Genomic DNA, 17,902 nt, shown 5'->3' with positions numbered 1-17,902 from the left:
CGTTGAGTTCCTTAATGACGTTGTTTAATCAACAGATAGAGAAAAAAGGGCGTGCCCAGGACCGCGACAAAGATCCCCGCCGGCAGATCCAGGGGCAAGAACAGCGTGCGCCCGGCCAGGTCCGCCAGCATCACCAGGTTGGCCCCGACCAGCGCCGCCATCACCGCTTGACCGGCGAAACCCGGGGCTACCAGGCGCTTGGCGATGTGCGGCGCAATCAGCCCGACAAAGGCGATCGCGCCCCCCCAGGCAACGGCCGCGCCGGCCAAGGCCACACTCACCAGCAACAGACCGGCCCGCAGCCACTGCACGCGCACGCCGATGCCCTGGGCCAGGTGGTCGTCCAGCTGTTGCACCATCACCTGCCGCGCCAGCAGCACCAGCAACGGGCAAATGCCCAACAGCCAGCCCGCCAGCGCCAGGGGCTCGGGCCAACTGGCGCCGTAGACGCTGCCGGTCAACCAGACATACGCCGACAGGGTGGTGGTCAGTGGGCTGAAGACCAGGATGAAGGTGGTCGCCGCCGTCAACATCGCCGACACGCCGACGCCGATCAGCACCAGGCGCAACGGCGAGGCGCCCTGCTTCCAGGCCAGCAGATAAATGGCCAGTGTCGCCAGGGCCGCTCCGAGCATCGCCGCCAGGGGCAGAAACTGTTGCCCCAGGGTCACCGACAGGAACGACAGGTAGAGCACGGCGGCGGCGCTGGCACCGCTGGTGATGCCCAGCAGGTCGGGCGACGCCAGCGGGTTGCGGATGATGCTTTGCAGGATCAGCCCGGACACCGACAGCGCCGCCCCCACCAAGGCCGCCAGGACAATCCGCGGAAAACGCAGTTGCTCGACGATCAGGGTCAGGCTGGGGTCCTGGGTGGAAAACAGGATGCGCAACACCTCGAAGGGCGAGAGGACCACCTTGCCCAGCGCCAACGAGCCGAGCATCACCAGCGAGGTGACCAGCAGCGCCGCCCCAAGTCGCCACCAGGTACCCAGGTTGACCTGCCGGGAATACCCGCCCCGGCGCCAGGTCACCACCTTATCCATAACGACCTCCACGCCGCGCCAGCATGATAAAGAACGGCGCGCCGAACAGCGCCGTCATGACGCCCACCGGCACCTCCTGCGGCAGGATCACCACCCGCGACAGGGTATCCGCCAACAGCAGCAGAATGGCCCCCAGCAGCGCACAACCGGGCAACAGCCAGCGATGGTCGATGGACAATCCCTTGCGCACCATGTGCGGCACCAGCAGGCCGATGAAACCGATGCTGCCGGCCAACGCCACGGCGCTGCCCGCCAGGCAGATCACCAGCACGCTCATCAGCAGCCGGATCAGGCCGGTTCGCTGTCCCAGCCCGGTGGCGATCTCTTCCCCGGCGTTCAGTACGTTGAGCTGCCCGCCCAGCAACAGTGCCCCCGACAAGCCGAGCACCGCGCACAGCAACAAGGGGGCGGCGGTCGCCAGGCTGCGTTCGGTCAAGGAACCGGCCATCCAGAACAGCACCGTGTCCAGGCCATCCTGGTTGACCACCAGCAATGCCTGGCTGAAGGCGGAGAACAGCGCGGCCATCGCCGCCCCCGCCAGCACGATGCGCAGCGGACTGAGACTGCCCTGCCCCATGTTGCCGATCAGCCACACCAGGCACCCCGCCACGGCGGCGCCAAGAAAGGCACACCACAGCCAGGCATCCGGCGAGGCCAGGGAGAAGACCGAGGAAAACAGGATGATGAAAAAGGTCGCACCGGCATTGATCCCGAACAGGCCGGGAGACGCCAGCGGATTACGCGTCAGTGCCTGCATCAGCGCCCCCGCCACCGCCAGGCTGGCGCCGACGGAAATCGCCATCAGGGTCCGCGACAGCCGCGTGGTGGTCACCAGCACATGATCGATACTCAGCGGGTCGGGATGGACAAACGCCGCGGCAATCTGCGGCAGCGGAATCCAGGTGGCGCCGACCGCCAGGCTCAACACACAGCACAGCAGCAACACGACACCTGCGCTACACAGCTTTGCACCAGGACTCATGAGGCCACCTGCGCCGCAGCCACCCGGGCCACGTCGTCGAGCATCAGGTTCGCCCCCAGCATGCCGCCCGACAGGCTCCAGGCGATGCCGTCGACCTGCCACACCTGGCCTTGCTGCGGGGCACGCATCTGCCGCCACAGCGGGTGTTGCACCAGGCTCTCGTAATTGCGTTGCACCGCCGCGTTCTGCGCCCGCAGAAACACAAAAAAGATGTCGGCATTCACCACCGCAAGGCTCTCCTTGCTGGTGAGTTTGATCGACACCCCGCTCGCCTCCCGGCTGCCGTCACTCCAGTTGAAGCCCAGTTCGCTGAGCACCGAACCGGGGAAGCTGGCCGGCAGATAGCTGCGGATGTGGTCTTCGCGGATATCCAGGATCGACACCGTCGGCGGCCAGCGCCCGGCAAAGGTCTGCTGCAATTGCTGACGCAGTTGCGCCACACGCTGCTGCCAGCGGTTGAGAATGTCGTCGGCCTGCTGTTGCCGCTGCAATGCAGCGCCCATCAGGGCCAGGGTCTTCTTGAACTCAAACACTTCCTCCAGCATCAGCACCGGGGCGATCTGCCTGAGCAAGGGTGCGATGCGCTCATGGCGAAAGCGCGAGGCCACGATCAGGTCCGGCTTGAGCAGCGCGATGTCCTCGAGGCTGGGCTGGGTTTCCAGCCCGACATGGGGCACGGCGCCCAGGGCTTCGCGCAAATAGCGATAGGTCGGTTTCTCGCTCCAGGAATCCACCACGCCACAGGGCGTCACGCCCAACACCACGGCGCAGTCGGTGGCGCCCTGAAACAGGGTGATCACCCGCAACGGCGCGGCGCCGGTCTCGGCCCACGCCGGCGTGCAACACCTGAGGGCGAGCGCCCCCAGGGACAGGCGCAGCAGCGTGCGCCTGGAAGGATGATGTCGCGGTTCAGGCATCGTGATCGAGCCTGTGGAACGGGTTGACCACCTGGCCTTTGCCAAACGGCATGCTGCCAGGGCCGCCCGCCCGTTCGATCATCGGGGTCAGCAACAATTTCTGTGGCCAGTGCGGTGCTTCGAACAACTGGTGCTTGATCATGGTTCGCGCCTCGGCATCAAACTCGATAGTGTCGATGAGCTCGTTGAGCTCCTCACCCATGGCCTTCCACAACCGGGTCGCGGGCAATGCGTAGACCTCAGCCAGCGTATCGATGATGGCGCGGAGGTTGACCTGAATACCCAGGGTCTGCAACCAGAACAGCAAGTCTTCGGGGCGATCGTGGTACAGCGTGTTGGCGTGCCCCTTCTTCAGCCGGTAGGCCGGGTCGGCCAGGCCGTTGCGTTCCAGCCACGGCACGTAGATGCGCAACGAATCGTGATCGCGCAACAGCAGCCCCTGGGCGTGACCGGCCTTCCACACCAGCACCGCGTTCTGCCCGTGGATTTCCCCGAGCATGCCGATGCGCAACATCCGCAGGTTGATGTCGAAGAAGCTGTGGCACAGCTCGCGGAACAGGGTCATCACCGATGCCGGGTTGGCCGGCAATTGGCGGTAAGCCATCCAGTCATCGAAAAAGTGCCGGTTGCTGCCGGGCAGCGGCGTGCCGAGCGCCGCCATGGGCACCAGTCGGGTGTCCGGATCTGCCAGCAGCGCCGGTGGATAACCACGGACCATGGCCGACAGGTGCCGCGGCGCTTCGTCGAACAGCGTCGCGTCCGGCGGCATGAACGCCCACCATTTGGTTTCATCGCACAGGTGCAGGGACTGTTGCAGGGTTTGATCCTTGCCCAGCGCCTGACGCAGCAACGCCTCACTCAAGCCGCCATTGATCATTTTCACCGCGGGCAGGTAACGCGAGGCGCCGAGGGAATAAATCGCCATCGGCAGCTTGAGGTAATCGGCACTGTTGAAGCACGGCGTCATCGAACGCAAGGATGAGGTGGCGAAGAAGTCACCGTCGGTGAAGTCCAGTCGCTGGCAGTCGCCGCGGGCAAACGCGTCGCCAAGCTGCGCTTGCAACACATGCTCGAACTGCCACGGGTGCACCGGCAGCGCGACATGGCTCTGGGCAATGCCCCGCTGGTGCAACTCTTGTTGCAAGTCGGCCTGCAACAGCGGCGGCAACAGGTACCGGGCGGGATAACTCTGCGCCAGGTCCGTCACACCGTCGCCGCATTGCAGCAAGGTGCGATCGACCGCCACCCAGTGCAAGGCCACCGGGCGAGCGAACTCGGCCTGATACTGCTGGTATTCGCTGTCGCTCAAACCCTGCTTGGCCTTGGCCAGCGGGTGATAAGGACGATCACGCAGCGAGGCCCACTGCTCCATGGTCAGGAAGAAGTCCGCGTTGCCTTTTTCCAGCAAGCGTTCGCTGTCGACCCCATGGCTGAGGGACAACTCGGTTTGCCGCACGCTGGTGCGCAGCACATCGAGGAACAGCGCGAAGCCCTTTTCATTGTCCGGGTAGCGTTCGGTCATCCCGGCCAGCACCTGGGTGGTGAAGGCCTCGGGAGACAGCTCGGTCAACTGCTCATCCTGGCGCGCCCATACCGGCGTGCCCGGTACTTTTTCCCATTGCTGGGTGATGCCGGGACGCAGGGCAATGACGATGCAGCCCTGGGGACCGCAGGGCCATTCCCAGATCCGTTGCCCGGCGCTCAGACCGGTAAATGGCTGGTCGGCGGATGCCGAGGGCGCCACCAGGTTCAGCGGCTCGGTGCCGAAAAAATGTTCGGCCAGCAAACAGTCGACCAGATCCTGCATCACGTTGTCGGCGGCCATTGCGGTGAAATTCATCCGATTATTTTCCTTCTGCTGAAGTGGCGGCCAATCTGGCCTGGAGGGCACGAAAAGCGATGCCACGCTCGTCACCCAAAACAAAACTGTTTACCCCGCGGGCCAACCAACGCTCGTGGTCGCCCGGTTGGCGTGGAATCGCGCAATACGGCACGCCGGCGGCACTGGCGGCCTGCCAGCTGGCGAGCAGCGCCTGCTGCACCTCGGGCCGGTCGATCTGCCAGGGCGTGCCCATGGATTGCGACAAATCGGCAGCGCCTTCGAGGATCATGTCCAGGCCAGGCACCGCGGCAATCTCGGCCGCCCGGCGCACGCCTGCGGCGCTTTCGATCATCGCCACCACCATGATTTGCTGATTGGCCAGCCCGACGTACTCCGCCAGGCTGTGCTTGCCAAACGCACCGGGACGCCCGGCATTCAGGCTGCGAGTGCCCTGGGGGTGGTATTTGCAGGCCCGAATGCTGTCGGCCAGGGATTCGGCGCTTTCGATCATCGGCAGCACGATGCCCTGGGCGCCGCCATCGAGCAGGCGCAGCAAGGTTTTCGGGTTGAGGTCCGCCACCCGCACCAGAGGTGTCAACGCGTAGCTCTCGGCGGTGCGGATCATGTTCTCCACGGTTTCGGGGTTGATCAGCACGTGCTCCATGTCGATGATCACGAAATCGAAACCGGCCTCGGCAATCAATTCGATGGCGGCCGGGGCCGGAATCGAGCTGATCAAGCCGTAGACCGGCTCCCTCGCACTGAGCTTCTGCTTGAGCAGATTGGTCCTCAGCATGATTGCGGCCCGAAGGCGTGCAGCGGATTGGGCACCGATTTGAAACGACGCTCGCCGTCGCCCAGCAGGCGGCGCTTGGTCAGTTCTTCGACTTCATAGAACGGCGCAAACACATCAAACGCCGCGTAACGCACACGGTGTTGCGGATGGTCGGCCTGGTAAGCGCTGATGACTTCGGCAGTCATTTGCCAGAACAGGGCTTCCTCCAGCTGATAGTGCTGGTGCAGGAAGATCGCCATCTCGGCCAGGGCGATGAAAAAGAACGAATCACAGGAGAAATCCCGCACCGCATCCAGGTCGTCGGTGAGGATGAACGAGTTGCGGTTGAGCTTGGCGTGGCTGGCAGGCAGCGGCACCAGGGTCGGGCACAGTTCGGGACGCCCCAGGTGCTGCGGTGAATAGCGCACACCGTCGTGGAAGTCTTTCAGGGCAATGCGCTGCGGCCAGCCCTGCTTGACGATCAGGACGATGTTCTGCCCATGGGATTCCATGCCGATGCCTTCGGCGTACAGCATGTGGATGATCGGCGACACCGCCACCTGCAACAGTTGGCGGGTCCAGGCATGCAGGCCGTATTGCTTGATCCAGGCATCGATGAACGGCGTTTGTTCACCGCTGCCGTAGCGATTGTCCACCGAGCTCAAGCCATTGAACGGCACCGCCTGCTCATCGTCTTCAAGGTACTGATGAATGCTCTCGCGCCACAGCGTGCCCAGGGTGCCGTAGGCCTGGGACATCCGCGTGGCGGGCAGGTGATCGTAGTCAAAACTGACGCCGACCACCTCGCCGAGAATCACAAAGCCAAGGTCACGGGCAGTGCTGTCGCTGCGGATCAACTGGTGCAGCCAGTCGGTGATGATCGGGCCGTTCATCACCGTGTGCCGGGCCAGGATGCGGGTGCTGGAGGTGTTGGTCATGCTCAGGGCGAGCTTGACGTAAGGCCGCTGTTTTTCCGTGACGTTGGCCAGTGTGCGGATCGACTGCTGCGCCTGATAGCGATCATCCGTGGTGCCCAGATGGATCACTTCACCGCTGACCAGCTCGGGGTAAAACACCGGCACGATGACGTTTTCCCACTGCCACGGGTGCACCGGCATCAGCCAGTAATCGTCCATCGCCTTGCCCTGGTCGCGCAGATTCGCCGCGAGCTGCTGCCAGCGCTGAAGGCCGAATTCCTGCTGGATGAATCCGTCGTAATCCAGGTGCCGCGAGATGTTCATCGCCCCGCAGGTCTTGGCCACCGCCAGCCAGACAATGGCGATCGGCGCGGCAAATTCCGGCCCGAAACGGGCGTTGTCCTGGAGCGAGAAACCGATGCGCGACTTGTAGCAAGGGTGATAGCTGTGGGCGTCCATGAAGTGCTGTTCCAGCGCATCGGCATCCAGTTGATGGCTGGGTTGGGCCGCTTGATAACCCTGGCTGCGCGATTGCAGGTCCTTGAGCAGGGTCTGCTCCAGCTCATGGGTGAAGCGTGGCAGGTGCGGGCTGTCCTGAAGTTCGCCCAGCAGTTCCGCCAGGGCCTGATGCAGGTGCGGCCGGTGGTGCTCGCCCGCGGCATCCACACGCTCGAGGCTGGCATAGTCGAGGCGGATCAGCTCGAAGCTGGCGCTGAGCAATCCGTTGCAGCGGTACTCCACCGGCTGTTGCCGGGCATCGAGGCCGCTGACGACAAAACGCTGCTGGCCACCCTCCAGCGGCGAATGGCGATAGGGCAAGACGTTTTCATACAGCAGCGTTTGCAGCAGTTGACCGACCACGCGCTGTTCCACTTGTTGATAGTGGCGGGGATCGGCCGTCGCCAGCCAGACGCCTGGCGCAGAACCTGTTGTTGCCTGTGAAGAAGTCGCCATAGTCATGAACCTTGTCGGTGAAAAGAATTAACGCTGTTCGAGGGCCGAAGGCACTGCCTCGGCCGGCTCGTCGGATACGGGAAGCGGGAACCGCCAGGCACAGGGCAGTGCCAGCAGGATGAGGATGCCGGTGACCATGAACACCTCGCTGATCGCCCCGGGGCTGGCCATCGAAACCGCCCCGCCCCCGGCCTCGCCCGCCAGACGGAACTCCAGCCACAGCGAAGCGACCACGATCGCCAGCGACGACACGAGGCGGCGAGAAATGTTGTTCATCGCCGCACCCTGGGTGACCATCGGTTCAGGCAGCGCGTCGAGCCCGGCAGTGGTGATGGGGAGATAGGACAGGCCCAGCCCGGCGCCGCGGACCATCATCAAAACAAACACCACGGCGATTGAAGCGCTGGCATCCAGCAGGCCCAGGCCCAACGTGGCGCCACCGGTCAACAGCAGCCCCCAGAACACCACCCCGCGCGGGCCGTGACGGTCCAGCCACTTGCCGCCGAGATGGCCGAACAGGCTGGCGAACAGGGCCGTGCACAGCAGCGACAGGCCGGTCCAGATCGCGCTGTAGCCCATCACCATTTGCACCAGCAGGGGCAGCAGCACCAGGCACTCGAACATGCCGACCGACTGCACCACGGCGATGATCACGCTCAGGCGATAACCGCGCAGGGCAAAGATGCGCAGGTTGAGCAGCGGCGCGGCGCGGTTCAGTTCCAGGCGCACGAAGGCAACGAGGCACAGGATCGCCACCAGCAACAGCCCGAGATTGAAAGGATCGGCCAGGGCCTCGGCGTGACGCAGGCGACCCACGGCGACCATCAGCAGACCGATGCCCGTCGCGATCAGCAGGTAACCCGCCAGGTCGAAGGGTTTGCGCTCCGACGGGGCAGAAGCCGGCAGCACACCGACGCCAAGCACCAGCGCCAGCAGGCCGATGGGCACATTCATCAGGAACAGCGAACGCCAGCTGAACCACTCCAGCATCAGGCTGCCGCACAACGGCCCCAGCGCCGGCGCCAGCATCACCGCCGCGCCCCACAGGCCGGTAACCCTGCCCCGCTCGCCCTTGGCGTACACAGAGAAAATGATCGCCAGGGACAGCGGAATCATCAGCCCGCTGGCAATGCCTTGCACCACCCGTGCGGTGATCACCAGTGCGATGGAGTTGGCCAGCGCCCCCAACAGCGAACCGCAGACGAACAACGCCACGCCCCACAAATACAGGGATTTGCGGCCCATGCGCTGGCTGAGAAAACTGGTGAGGGGCATGGTCATGCCCATGCTCACCATGAACGCGGCGACGATCCAGGTGGCCAACAACGGGCCGATGTCGAAGGCCTCCATGAACGCCGGCAACGCCGGATTCAGCGAACTGTTGTTCAGGCTGACCGTCAGCGTCCCCAACAGCACATTGACCACCACCAGCCAGCGGGGCACGGTAAAGGTCAACCCCACGATGCGACTCCGGCCTCTTGCACGAACACCTGCGGCGGTCGCGGATGACAGAGGAAATCGGCATGGGAAATGTTGTAGCCGTAGGCCCCCGCCAGCGGCAGCACCAGCATGTCGCCGATCTCCACCCCGGTCAGCGGGCAGTCACGGCTGAGCACGTCCTTGGGCGTACAGAGTTGCCCGACGACGGTCCAGTCCTGCTGCGTCGCCGCCGGTGTCAGGCGATGTCGGGGCAGATGAATGACCGGGTGATCGTGCCCCTGGGCCACCGGCAGCCGGAACTGATGGGTGCCACCACGGCAAACCAGGAAGTGCTTGCCGTGACTGGTTTTGCTGTCCAGCACTTCGATGGCGTAATAGCCGCAGAAGGCGCTGATGAAACGACCGGGTTCGAAGCGCACGACGGGCGCATCGGCACAGGCTGCCAGGCTCCGCCCCAGGTGCGCGCACAAACGCTGCCAGTCGAATTGCTGCGGGCCGAGGTAATTGACCCCCAGGCCTCCGCCGACATTGAGGTGAGTGATGGTCGCGGGTTGCGCCGACAAGGCCTTCCATTGCGGCCAGCGCTGCAGGTACAGATCGAGCAGTTGCTCGTGGCGCTCCACCTGCGACTGATGAGACATCGCATGCACGTGGAAACCCTTGAGCCGCAGGTGGCTGGCGTTATCGACCCGACTCACCGCCCGGGCCAGTTCCGACTCGTCGATCCCGAAGGGCGTGGCGGTGCCGGCCATCGCCAGTTTGCTGGACAGTGGCGACGGCAGCTCGGGATTGATCCGCAGCAGTACGTCCTGCACGCGCCCCGCTTCCAGTGCCAGCCGTTGCAGGCGGACGATTTCATTCAGGCTTTCGATGTGAATCGCTTCGACCTGATGCTCCAGCGCCGAACGCAGATCGGAATCCAGTTTGCCGGGGCCGGAGAAGATGAACGGCTTGCGTGTCGGGCAGGCCTGGAGGCGATCGATCTCGCCCCCGGAGGAAATCTCGAACCCGTGCACCAGCGGCGCCAAGGTCGCTAGGATCTGCGGCTCGCTGTTGGCCTTGATCGCGTAGTAAAGCTCCACGCCTGCAGGGAGTGCCGCCATCACCTGCGTCACGTGCCGCTGCAGCGCATCCAGGTCATAGATGAACAGGGCCAGGGGATCTTCCTGCTGTGCACGGGCTTGATCGATGGCGGCCACCACCGTTGCGGGCAGCTTATCCATGCTGGACCTCCTTGCCCCACGGAGACACCAGGTTGACGTAGCTGGCCTGGCGATCGGCCTTGGCGGCCAGGCGCACTTTCAGATTGGTCTTGCAGGCAATCGGCTGACCGGCGATCAGCGCATCCAGCTCCGGCGCGGCACGGGTCAGTTCGGCACGGATGCTGATCAATTGCTGTTCGACTCGTTGCCACATCAGCGGCGCCAGGTGCGGCCGTTCCCAACTCAGGGCCAGCACCGCCTCGGACAGGTTGTTGACGAACAGGCAGTAAACGATGCGGTTCCAGCCTTGCTGACGGGAATAGAGCAGCGACTCACGCACCCGGGGATGAACCTCGGCGTCGATCCGCGAAGCACCCAGTTCACCGGTCAGCTTGACCCCTTCGAAGTCCCGCAGCAGCAGGCGTTGCGGGCGACCGTTGTCATGCACCAGCACGCTGTTCTGCAGATGCGGTTCCATCACGATGCCGTGGTTGAAGAACAGCGCCAGCACCGGCCGCAGCAACAGCGCCTGATAGTCGTCGAACCAGCTCAACAGCTGTTGGTCGAGGATATCGTCGCCGTTGAAGCGGCTGAGGAACTCGTGCACCAGCGGCCGCAGATGCAGGCCCCGGGCAAACAGCGTACCGGCCATGATGCTGCAGTCGGTGCCGGTGTCGAGGCAGAAATTCTCCCGCAGGATCGCCCCGGTCTGTTCGCGGAACCAGTGGCTGTCGGCTTCGCTGGCCTGGTGCGGCGCCCAGCTCAACAGGCCCGGTTCGGCCACCACCGACAGCCCGCCCAGCGTCTCGGGTTGGGTCAGTTGCAGGTTGCGGAAGATCCGGTCGATCAGCAGCGCGCTTTCCAGTTCGTACCAGGCGTTTTTCCTGACGCAATTGGTGATGCGTACGTTCAGCGAGCCCTTGATGAAAAAATCATGGCCCTCGATGTACCAGGTGCGGATGGACGCGGTGGGATTGGCCATCAGCCCCGTGGCGCCCAGATCGACGATCGCCGTGGATTTCAGCAAGCGCTGCACCCGGGCGTCCTGCATGAACAACTGCGCCTGGACCGGGTGCATGCAGATCACGGCGTGCCCGGGCCGCGCCTGGGTCTGATCGGCAAAACCTGCCAGCACCTGGGCCTTGCTCAGGCCGTTGGCGCCGACGCTCAGCCCTTCCAGCGGCACCTCGAACAGGTGCAACGGCGTGCGGGCCTGGAATTCCGGCGCATAGGTTTCCTGGGCCAGATGCGCGGGCCACAGGCGCGCCTTGGGTGCCGGGTGATTCGGGTGGCCGAACCACAAGCCCTGCTCGCTGGCCAGGTAGCCGCCGAGCGGATCCGAGTCCTTCGGTGAGTTGTGGCCGACGATGGCCGCGGTCAGCAACTGGCTTTGCAGCACCTGGTCCAGCAACTCGTCGTTGCTGGCGCGGGTCATGTGTTCGCATGCCGCGAGCATCTGCTCGACGAACTCGGCGAACCTCAGGCTCGACCAGTCGCCCTCTCCGCGCCGGGCATAGACGTCCGACAGGTAACGATGGCTGCCGAGGCCATCACGGCGGTCCACCATCACGAAGAACTGCTGCCGGTTGGGCAGCGTGATGGTCAGGGGAATGCCCTTCCATTCCAGGCCCTCGAGGTAACTGCCCGGGGCGATGCCTTGCATCTGCGTCGGCCAACTGTAACTGAGGCAGTTTTCCGGCAAGGCGAACTCTTTGATCAAACAATTGAGCAACGCGCAGGTCGTCGCCAATTCACTGACCATGTTCGATAAAACTTTGCGATCGGGATGATTCATGGGTGCTCCACAGTAGCCCTGTGAGGTCACTGATACGTTATAGGGCGAAAAAAATGAGTCATTGACCGACGGATTGAACAGTCGACAAAACCCCACGTAACGAGATCGCTTCACTGAACCCTTCATATGATCAGACGATCAAAGTGACTGGCGCCACTGTCATTAAACCTTCAATATGACTGGCGACTAATGCAACTTCGATTAGTTCATTCAAGTGCGCAATTGCAGGACTGCTGCAGCCACGGCGTTATCAAAACGCTGGATCACTTGCCGACATTGTTCATCGTCGATAATCAAGGGTGGCAACAAGCGGATGACATTGCCCTTGCGCCCTCCGCGTTCCAGCAACAGGCCTTGTTTGAAGCACTGTTGCTGGATGGCTGCGGCCAGCGCCGGGTCCATCGGGTAATGCCCGTGGCGATCGGCCGGCTGGCGCTCGTCGACGATCTCGATGCCCAGCATCAGGCCGCGCCCGCGCACCTGGCCCAGGGCCGGGTAATGCACCTGCAACTCGACCAAGCGGTCCGTGAGCCACTGACCTTGGCGCTCGGCCTGGGCGGCGAGGTTCTGCTGTTGCAGCACCTGCAACGTCGCCAACCCCGCGGCCATGGCCATCTGGTTGCCGCGGAAGGTGCCGGCGTGGTTGCCAGGCTCCCAGGCGTCGAACTCCCGGCGGATGCCCAGCACCGCCATGGGCAACCCGCCGCCGACCGCCTTGGACATGACGATCAGGTCCGGCTCGATGTCGGCGTGCTCGAAGGCAAACATCTTGCCGGTGCGGCCGAAACCGGTCTGCACTTCGTCGAGGATCAGCAGGATGCCGTGCTTGCGCGTCACATCGCGGATCGCCCGCAGCCAGCTGGCCGGCGCGCAGTTGACCCCGCCCTCGCCCTGCACCGCTTCCAGGATTACCGCCGCCGGCAGTGACACGCCGCTTTCGACGTCTTCGATGAACTGGGTGAAATAGTGGGTCAAGGCCTCGACCCCGGCCTCGCCGCCAATGCCCAGCGGGCAACGGTATTCGTGGGGGTACGGCATGAACTGCACCCCGGGCATCAGGCTGGCGATGGCGTTTTTCGGCGCGGTGTTGCCGGTCAGGGCCAGGGCGCCGTGGGTCATGCCATGGTAAGCCCCGCTGAAGCTGATGATGTTGCTGCGACCGGTATAGGTCTTGGCCAGTTTCAGCGCAGCCTCCACCGCATCCGCCCCGGACGGCCCGCAAAATTGCAGGCAGTAATCCCGGCCCTGGTTCGGCAGCAGGCCGAGCAGGGTTTCGCTGAAGGCGTCCTTGACCGCGGTGGTCAGGTCCAGCGTGTGCATCGGCAGGCCTGAAGCAAGAAAGCTGTCGAGGCTGGCCATGACCGCCGGGTGATTGTGGCCCAAGGCCAGGGTGCCGGCACCGGCCAGGCAATCGAGGTAAGTATGGCCCTCGACATCAGTCACCCAAAGTCCGTGTGCCTTGGCGATGGCCAGTGGCAACTTGCGTGGGTAACTGCGCACATTGGATTCGAACTTGCTTTGTCGAGCCAGATAGTCGGCATTGGTTTTTTGCAGTGGATTAGAGTGCAATACGCCATCATTCAACATCGGTTCACCCTCGTTAAATTCGATATGCAACTTATTCTCATTAACAAGTTGTTGCAACTAATTCTTAATACTTATTTGGGTATTGATCTATCGCGACTGGAACTACTTTTAAAAACCATCAGACACGTCGAAGACCAAGTTAATGAACCTGGTATGAACGCCGAAAAGTGCCATGATCTAGCCATGATCTTGTAATGCAATAACAGCTTCGCTATAGGTCGCCGACAGACAGCAACTTATCCGCAAGTGTCTTGATCGTTATTTAACTGACGGTGTGCATATGATCTACCTCTGTACGAATCCGTCCAACGAAGACGCCCCCTCCCTGGGGCGTATGAAAGGGGTCAATCAGAAGTCGACGGTAGCCGAAAGCAGGTAAGTGCGCGGGGTCGACAGCGTCAAGCCAGGCTCGCTGTCATCCGAGGCGCCGGCCGAACTCCAGTAGCGCTTGTCCGCCACGTTCTCGATGTTGGCCCGCAGGGTGATGTTCTTCTGCTCGACCTTGAACGCATAGCGTGCGCCCACGTCGAAACGCTCCCAGGAATCGATTTCCTTGTTGTTGGACTGGTCCAGGTACTGCGAGCTGGAATAGATACCCCGGCTGGTCAGGGTCAGGCCCTGGACGTTCGGCACGTCCCACTCGGCGCCGAGGTTGACGTTGTATTTCGGCGTGGCCGGCGCCCGGTTGCCGTCGAAGGTGCCATTGGTGGTTTCCTTCAACTTGCTGTCGATGTACATGACACCGCCGAGCAGGCGGAAACCGTCGAGCGGTTCGCCGAACACGCTCAGCTCCACACCCGTGTTCTCACGCTTGCCATTGGGGCCGAAGACCCGCGTGGTGGCGTTGGTCTCGTAGGCCGGCTGCTTGATCCGGAACACCGCGGCAGTCACGGCGAATGCACCGGCGTCATACTTGGCACCGACCTCGACCTGGCGGCTGATGAACGGCGGGAAGATCTCGTCTTCGTTCACCGAGGTCGACGGCGCGATCTTGCCCTGGCTCAGGCCTTCCATGTAGTTGGCATACAGCGACAGCTTGTCGGTCGCCTTGAACAGGATGCCGCCCGACGGCGAAACCTTTTCCTCATCGTAGGCGGTGGCGCCTTTGACGTTATCCGTCCAGTCGTCCACCTGGACCCGCTGCCAGCGGGCGCCGAGGGTCAGCAGCAGCCGATCATCGAAGAAGCCCAGGGTGTCGGACAACGCCACGCCGCTGAAGCGGTTCTCGGTGTAGACCTTCGAATCCAGTCGGGTCGGGGTGTTCGGGGTTGGTGTTTCCACCGGGTTGTAGATGTTGCTCGGGGCCGCGCCATAACGGGCGCCGCCGTTTTCAAAATCCATGTAGAAGTAGCTGGCGGCCAGGTTGACTTCGTGGCTAACCGGGCCGGTATGGAACCAGTTGCGCACCCCCGCCGTGGCCGTGCGGATATTTTCGTCACGGGTGAAATCACGGGGTTGCACGCTGAAATCGCCGGCGTCGTTGGTGACCGCAACGGCATGACGGAGGAAGTCATGGTTACTTTTGCGCGCGCCCGCGGCGCCGTACACCATGACGGAATCGCTGACATCGTATTCAGCGTTCACCGTGCCGAAGGTGTCGTTGGTGCTCGCCTGGCTCCAGGGCTGCGCATAGTTGCGACGCACATCGCTGGCACGGGGGACCTGCGCGTTGGGGCCGACCTGCACCCGCTCCTGCGGGGCGTCGGTGTCACGTTCGGTGCGCCCGATGTCCGTCGCGAGCCGCAGGCGTTCACCGCGAAAATCCAGGCCCAGCACGGCCATCTCGCGGTCGACGTTCTGGTGGTCCCATTCGGTGTCGCCGGACTGCTTCACGCCGTTGAAACGCAGACCGAACTTGTTGTCTTCGCCAAAGCGCCGGCCGACATCCACCGCACCACCGACCTGGCTGTCGGAAGCGTACATGCCGGTAAACGAAGTGACGGGCGTGTCGGTCGCGCGCTTGGGCACCACGTTGATCCCGCCACCCACGCTACCCCGCGGCGAGATGCCGTTGATCAGCTGGCTCGGGCCCTTGATGACGTCGACGCGGTCAGCCATCTCCATGTCGATGGTATAGGTCGGCAGGATGCCGTACAGACCGTTGTAGGCGACATCACTGTTGAACAGGCTCAACCCGCGAATGGTGAACTGCTCATACCGCCCGCCCGCCGGGTTGGTGGCGCGAACCGAGGGGTCGCTGGCGATCAGGTCGCCCAAGGTACGAGCCTGCTGGTTCTTGACCGCTTCGCTGGTGTAGCTGGTCACGCTGAAGGGTGTTTCCATGAAGTCTTTGGAGCCGAGCAAGCCTTGGGCACTGCGGCGTGAAACCTGACCGCCCGCATAGACATCGCCGCCCTCTGCGCCCGTGTTCCCGAGAATCGAGGTGGGGGCCAGTTGCAGGCTGCCGCCTTCCGGCGCCGGGGTCAGGATGTAAGCCTGTTCGCCCACCGGCTGCAGTTGCAGCCCGGAACCCTGCAGCAGCCGTGCAAAGCCCTCCTCCACTGCGTAGTCCCCCGACAACCCGGGACTGTTGCGACCGCTGACCAGCGCCGGGTCCACCGACAGGTTGACCCCGGCCAATCCGGCGAAGCGGGTCAATGCGGCGCTGAGGCTGCCGGCGGGCACCTGGTAACTGCGACGGGGGCTGTCTTCGGCATGGCTGACGGCGACAAATAAAGGACAGGCACCCAGACTCAACAGCAGACTCAGGTGCAACAACGGGCGCAGCCTGGAAGAAGCCAGACGCGTACTGCAGGGCATCACTGGAAGCATTGAGAATCTCTCTGATTTCGTTTCACTTGCCTTGAATGACAAGCGGAACGAAAAAAGGGGACAGCCCTCATGCAATATTTTTGCGCGGCCGCAAAGTCACCCAGTACCGGGTGCGCATATGCACGTCCAGTGGCAAGCTGGACGCCAGCAACGACAGGATGCGATCGGTGTCGTCCAGGCGGAAACTGCCGGTGACGCGCAGGGATTCGAGCGCCGGCTCCCAGCGCAATACACCCGGGCGATAGCTGCTGAGTTCACGCAGAAAATCCCCCAAGGGCTGGTTTTGCGCCATCAGCACCCCGTCACGCCAGCCGGGGGCAAGCACGTCGAATGGCTCCACCGCACCGGCACCCGCCGCCAGCAGGCTGACTTGCTGGCCGGCGCGCAAGGAAAAGACCGGGCCGCGCAACGGCTGCAACTGCACCGCACCTTGCAGCACGGACACCCTGCAACCCGTCTGCCCCTGACGCACGCACACCTGGCTCTGACTGACGATCACCTGGCCGAAGTGCGTCTGGATCGTCAACGGCGAGGTCCCGGGCACGTTCAGCGCTATTTCGCCTTCCACCAGGGTCAGTCGCCGGTGCTGCAAGTCGATGTCGACGGCACTCGCGGTGTTCAGTTGCAGCGAACTGCCATCGGCCAACTGGACCTTCTTGCCCTCCCCGGTCGCGGTGCGCAGGTCGGCGCGCCAGACATCCAGCGGTAACTGCCGGCTGATCAGCCAGGCGGCCGGCACCAACGCCACCGCCCCCACGGCCCGCTTGAGCACCCGGCGTCGACTGGCCTGCGGCCGATCCAGACTGGCCATGGCCAGTGTCGACGGCAGGTCGGCAAAACGTTGGCGCAACAGTTGGGCCCTCTGCCAGGCCTGTTCGTGACTGGGATGGCTGTCACGCCAGTGCTGCAGATTGGCCCGGTCACGGTCATTGGCGGCGCCCGATTCCATCAGTGCCAGCCATTGAGCGGCGGCTCGCACGACCTGGCGGGCTTCGGCCGAAGGGGGCGAACCTGTCACCATTCCACCAGCAGGCAATGTTCGTAGGCTTGGGCCATGTAGCGTTTGATCGTGCGCTCGGAGACTTGCAGGCGTTGGGCGATCTCGGCGTGACCCAGGCCTTCCAGCTGGCTCCAGAGAAAGGCCCGTCGCACCGCGACCGGCAAGCCATCGAGCAATTCGTCCAGGGCTTGCAGGGTTTCCAGCAGCAACCAGCGCTGCTCGGGCGACGGCACACACTCCTCCGGCAGCAGCGCCAGGGCATCGAGGTAGGCTTGCTCGAGACTGCGACGCTGATAGAAGTTGGCGAGCAGGCGCTTGCCGACGGTCGCCAGGTAGGCGCGGGGTTCCTGCAGGTCGGCAATGTGCTGCGAGCTGGCGAGTACCCGCACGAAGGTGTCCTGGCTCAGGTCCGCCGCATCGCTGCCATTGCTCATGCGTCGTCTCAACCAGCTTTCCAGCCAGCTACGATGGTCGCGGTACAAGTCGTGGAAATTTTGCGCCGCCGGCATCGCTGCTTCACTCATGTCAAGGAACCCTGCGCAGGAAATATTTTAAATGCGACTCATTCTAATTAGTGTTGTTACCGCAAACCAAGCCTTTTATGCGGTTTACAGTGGGGAATAATGGGAAGACCTGAACGAAAGACAGGCAATATCGGCCGCGCAGGCCCCGACTGGGCAGGGCTGAGCACTATCG

13 protein-coding genes are annotated in these 17,902 nt (G+C 63.4%); all 13 read right to left on the bottom strand.

The window, feature by feature from the left end; translation table 11 throughout:
- Positions 1–11: 11 nt before the first annotated feature.
- Positions 12–1,043 carry a FecCD family ABC transporter permease gene (locus tag F8N96_RS14255; RefSeq protein ID WP_150798338.1) on the bottom strand — a complete coding sequence of 344 codons (1,032 nt, stop codon included), beginning with the start codon at positions 1,041–1,043 and terminating at the stop codon, positions 12–14.
- A complete protein-coding gene (locus F8N96_RS14250) occupies positions 1,036–2,025 on the bottom strand; it encodes a FecCD family ABC transporter permease (protein WP_150798337.1) in 990 nt (329 codons plus the stop codon). The genes F8N96_RS14255 and F8N96_RS14250 overlap by 8 nt, the downstream gene beginning before the upstream one ends.
- The gene (locus tag F8N96_RS14245; protein WP_150798336.1) at positions 2,022–2,942 is read right to left on the bottom strand and encodes an ABC transporter substrate-binding protein; all 921 of its coding nucleotides are present in this window, start codon (positions 2,940–2,942) and stop codon (positions 2,022–2,024) included. The genes F8N96_RS14250 and F8N96_RS14245 overlap by 4 nt, the downstream gene beginning before the upstream one ends.
- Positions 2,935–4,782: an IucA/IucC family protein gene (locus tag F8N96_RS14240; protein ID WP_150798335.1), complete on the bottom strand. Its 1,848-nt coding sequence runs from the start codon at positions 4,780–4,782 to the stop codon at positions 2,935–2,937. Before F8N96_RS14240 ends, F8N96_RS14245 begins: the two co-directional genes overlap by 8 nt.
- A 4-nt stretch (positions 4,783–4,786) precedes the next feature.
- A complete protein-coding gene (locus tag F8N96_RS14235; RefSeq protein WP_191630746.1) occupies positions 4,787–5,560 on the bottom strand; it encodes an HpcH/HpaI aldolase family protein in 774 nt (257 codons plus the stop codon).
- Complete coding sequence (locus F8N96_RS14230) at positions 5,554–7,416, bottom strand: IucA/IucC family protein (RefSeq protein ID WP_150798333.1); 1,863 nt, start codon at positions 7,414–7,416, stop codon at positions 5,554–5,556. Before F8N96_RS14230 ends, F8N96_RS14235 begins: the two co-directional genes overlap by 7 nt.
- A 21-nt stretch (positions 7,417–7,437) precedes the next feature.
- Positions 7,438–8,865: a DHA2 family efflux MFS transporter permease subunit gene (locus F8N96_RS14225; protein ID WP_150798484.1), complete on the bottom strand. Its 1,428-nt coding sequence runs from the start codon at positions 8,863–8,865 to the stop codon at positions 7,438–7,440.
- Positions 8,862–10,073 carry a type III PLP-dependent enzyme gene (locus F8N96_RS14220; protein ID WP_150798332.1) on the bottom strand — a complete coding sequence of 404 codons (1,212 nt, stop codon included), beginning with the start codon at positions 10,071–10,073 and terminating at the stop codon, positions 8,862–8,864. Before F8N96_RS14220 ends, F8N96_RS14225 begins: the two co-directional genes overlap by 4 nt.
- Complete coding sequence (locus tag F8N96_RS14215) at positions 10,066–11,847, bottom strand: IucA/IucC family protein (protein ID WP_150798331.1); 1,782 nt, start codon at positions 11,845–11,847, stop codon at positions 10,066–10,068. The genes F8N96_RS14220 and F8N96_RS14215 overlap by 8 nt, the downstream gene beginning before the upstream one ends.
- Positions 11,848–12,057: 210 nt before the next feature.
- A complete protein-coding gene (locus F8N96_RS14210) occupies positions 12,058–13,434 on the bottom strand; it encodes a diaminobutyrate--2-oxoglutarate transaminase (protein WP_150798483.1) in 1,377 nt (458 codons plus the stop codon).
- 348 nt (positions 13,435–13,782) lie between these two features.
- Positions 13,783–16,206 carry a TonB-dependent receptor gene (locus F8N96_RS14205; protein WP_150798330.1) on the bottom strand — a complete coding sequence of 808 codons (2,424 nt, stop codon included), beginning with the start codon at positions 16,204–16,206 and terminating at the stop codon, positions 13,783–13,785.
- A gap of 67 nt (positions 16,207–16,273) precedes the next feature.
- On the bottom strand, positions 16,274–17,227 hold the full coding sequence (locus F8N96_RS14200; protein WP_150798329.1) for a FecR domain-containing protein: 954 nt from the start codon (positions 17,225–17,227) through the stop codon (positions 16,274–16,276).
- The gene (locus F8N96_RS14195) at positions 17,221–17,730 is read right to left on the bottom strand and encodes a sigma-70 family RNA polymerase sigma factor (protein WP_150798328.1); all 510 of its coding nucleotides are present in this window, start codon (positions 17,728–17,730) and stop codon (positions 17,221–17,223) included. Before F8N96_RS14195 ends, F8N96_RS14200 begins: the two co-directional genes overlap by 7 nt.
- Positions 17,731–17,902: the final 172 nt, after the last annotated feature.

Origin of the sequence: Pseudomonas fluorescens, from assembly GCF_902497855.1 — a bacterium.
GTDB lineage: Bacteria > Pseudomonadota > Gammaproteobacteria > Pseudomonadales > Pseudomonadaceae > Aquipseudomonas > Aquipseudomonas fluorescens_BI.
Note: the sequence above shows the minus strand (reverse complement) of the source record. Positions and strands in the feature narration are given on the sequence as shown.

What these genes read in the sequence shown, in the direction of transcription:
- F8N96_RS14215 (WP_150798331.1), bottom strand. Translation starts at nt 11,847, where the DNA reads ATGAATCATCCCGATCGCAAAGTTTTATCGAACATGGTCAGTGAATTG.
- F8N96_RS14255 (WP_150798338.1), bottom strand. Translation starts at nt 1,043, where the DNA reads ATGGATAAGGTGGTGACCTGGCGCCGGGGCGGGTATTCCCGGCAGGTC.
- F8N96_RS14210 (WP_150798483.1), bottom strand. Translation starts at nt 13,434, where the DNA reads ATGTTGAATGATGGCGTATTGCACTCTAATCCACTGCAAAAAACCAAT.
- F8N96_RS14240 (WP_150798335.1), bottom strand. Translation starts at nt 4,782, where the DNA reads ATGAATTTCACCGCAATGGCCGCCGACAACGTGATGCAGGATCTGGTC.
- F8N96_RS14195 (WP_150798328.1), bottom strand. Translation starts at nt 17,730, where the DNA reads ATGAGTGAAGCAGCGATGCCGGCGGCGCAAAATTTCCACGACTTGTAC.
- F8N96_RS14220 (WP_150798332.1), bottom strand. Translation starts at nt 10,073, where the DNA reads ATGGATAAGCTGCCCGCAACGGTGGTGGCCGCCATCGATCAAGCCCGT.
- F8N96_RS14230 (WP_150798333.1), bottom strand. Translation starts at nt 7,416, where the DNA reads ATGACTATGGCGACTTCTTCACAGGCAACAACAGGTTCTGCGCCAGGC.
- F8N96_RS14235 (WP_191630746.1), bottom strand. Translation starts at nt 5,560, where the DNA reads ATGCTGAGGACCAATCTGCTCAAGCAGAAGCTCAGTGCGAGGGAGCCG.
- F8N96_RS14200 (WP_150798329.1), bottom strand. Translation starts at nt 17,227, where the DNA reads ATGGTGACAGGTTCGCCCCCTTCGGCCGAAGCCCGCCAGGTCGTGCGA.
- F8N96_RS14250 (WP_150798337.1), bottom strand. Translation starts at nt 2,025, where the DNA reads ATGAGTCCTGGTGCAAAGCTGTGTAGCGCAGGTGTCGTGTTGCTGCTG.
- F8N96_RS14205 (WP_150798330.1), bottom strand. Translation starts at nt 16,206, where the DNA reads ATGCTTCCAGTGATGCCCTGCAGTACGCGTCTGGCTTCTTCCAGGCTG.
- F8N96_RS14245 (WP_150798336.1), bottom strand. Translation starts at nt 2,942, where the DNA reads ATGCCTGAACCGCGACATCATCCTTCCAGGCGCACGCTGCTGCGCCTG.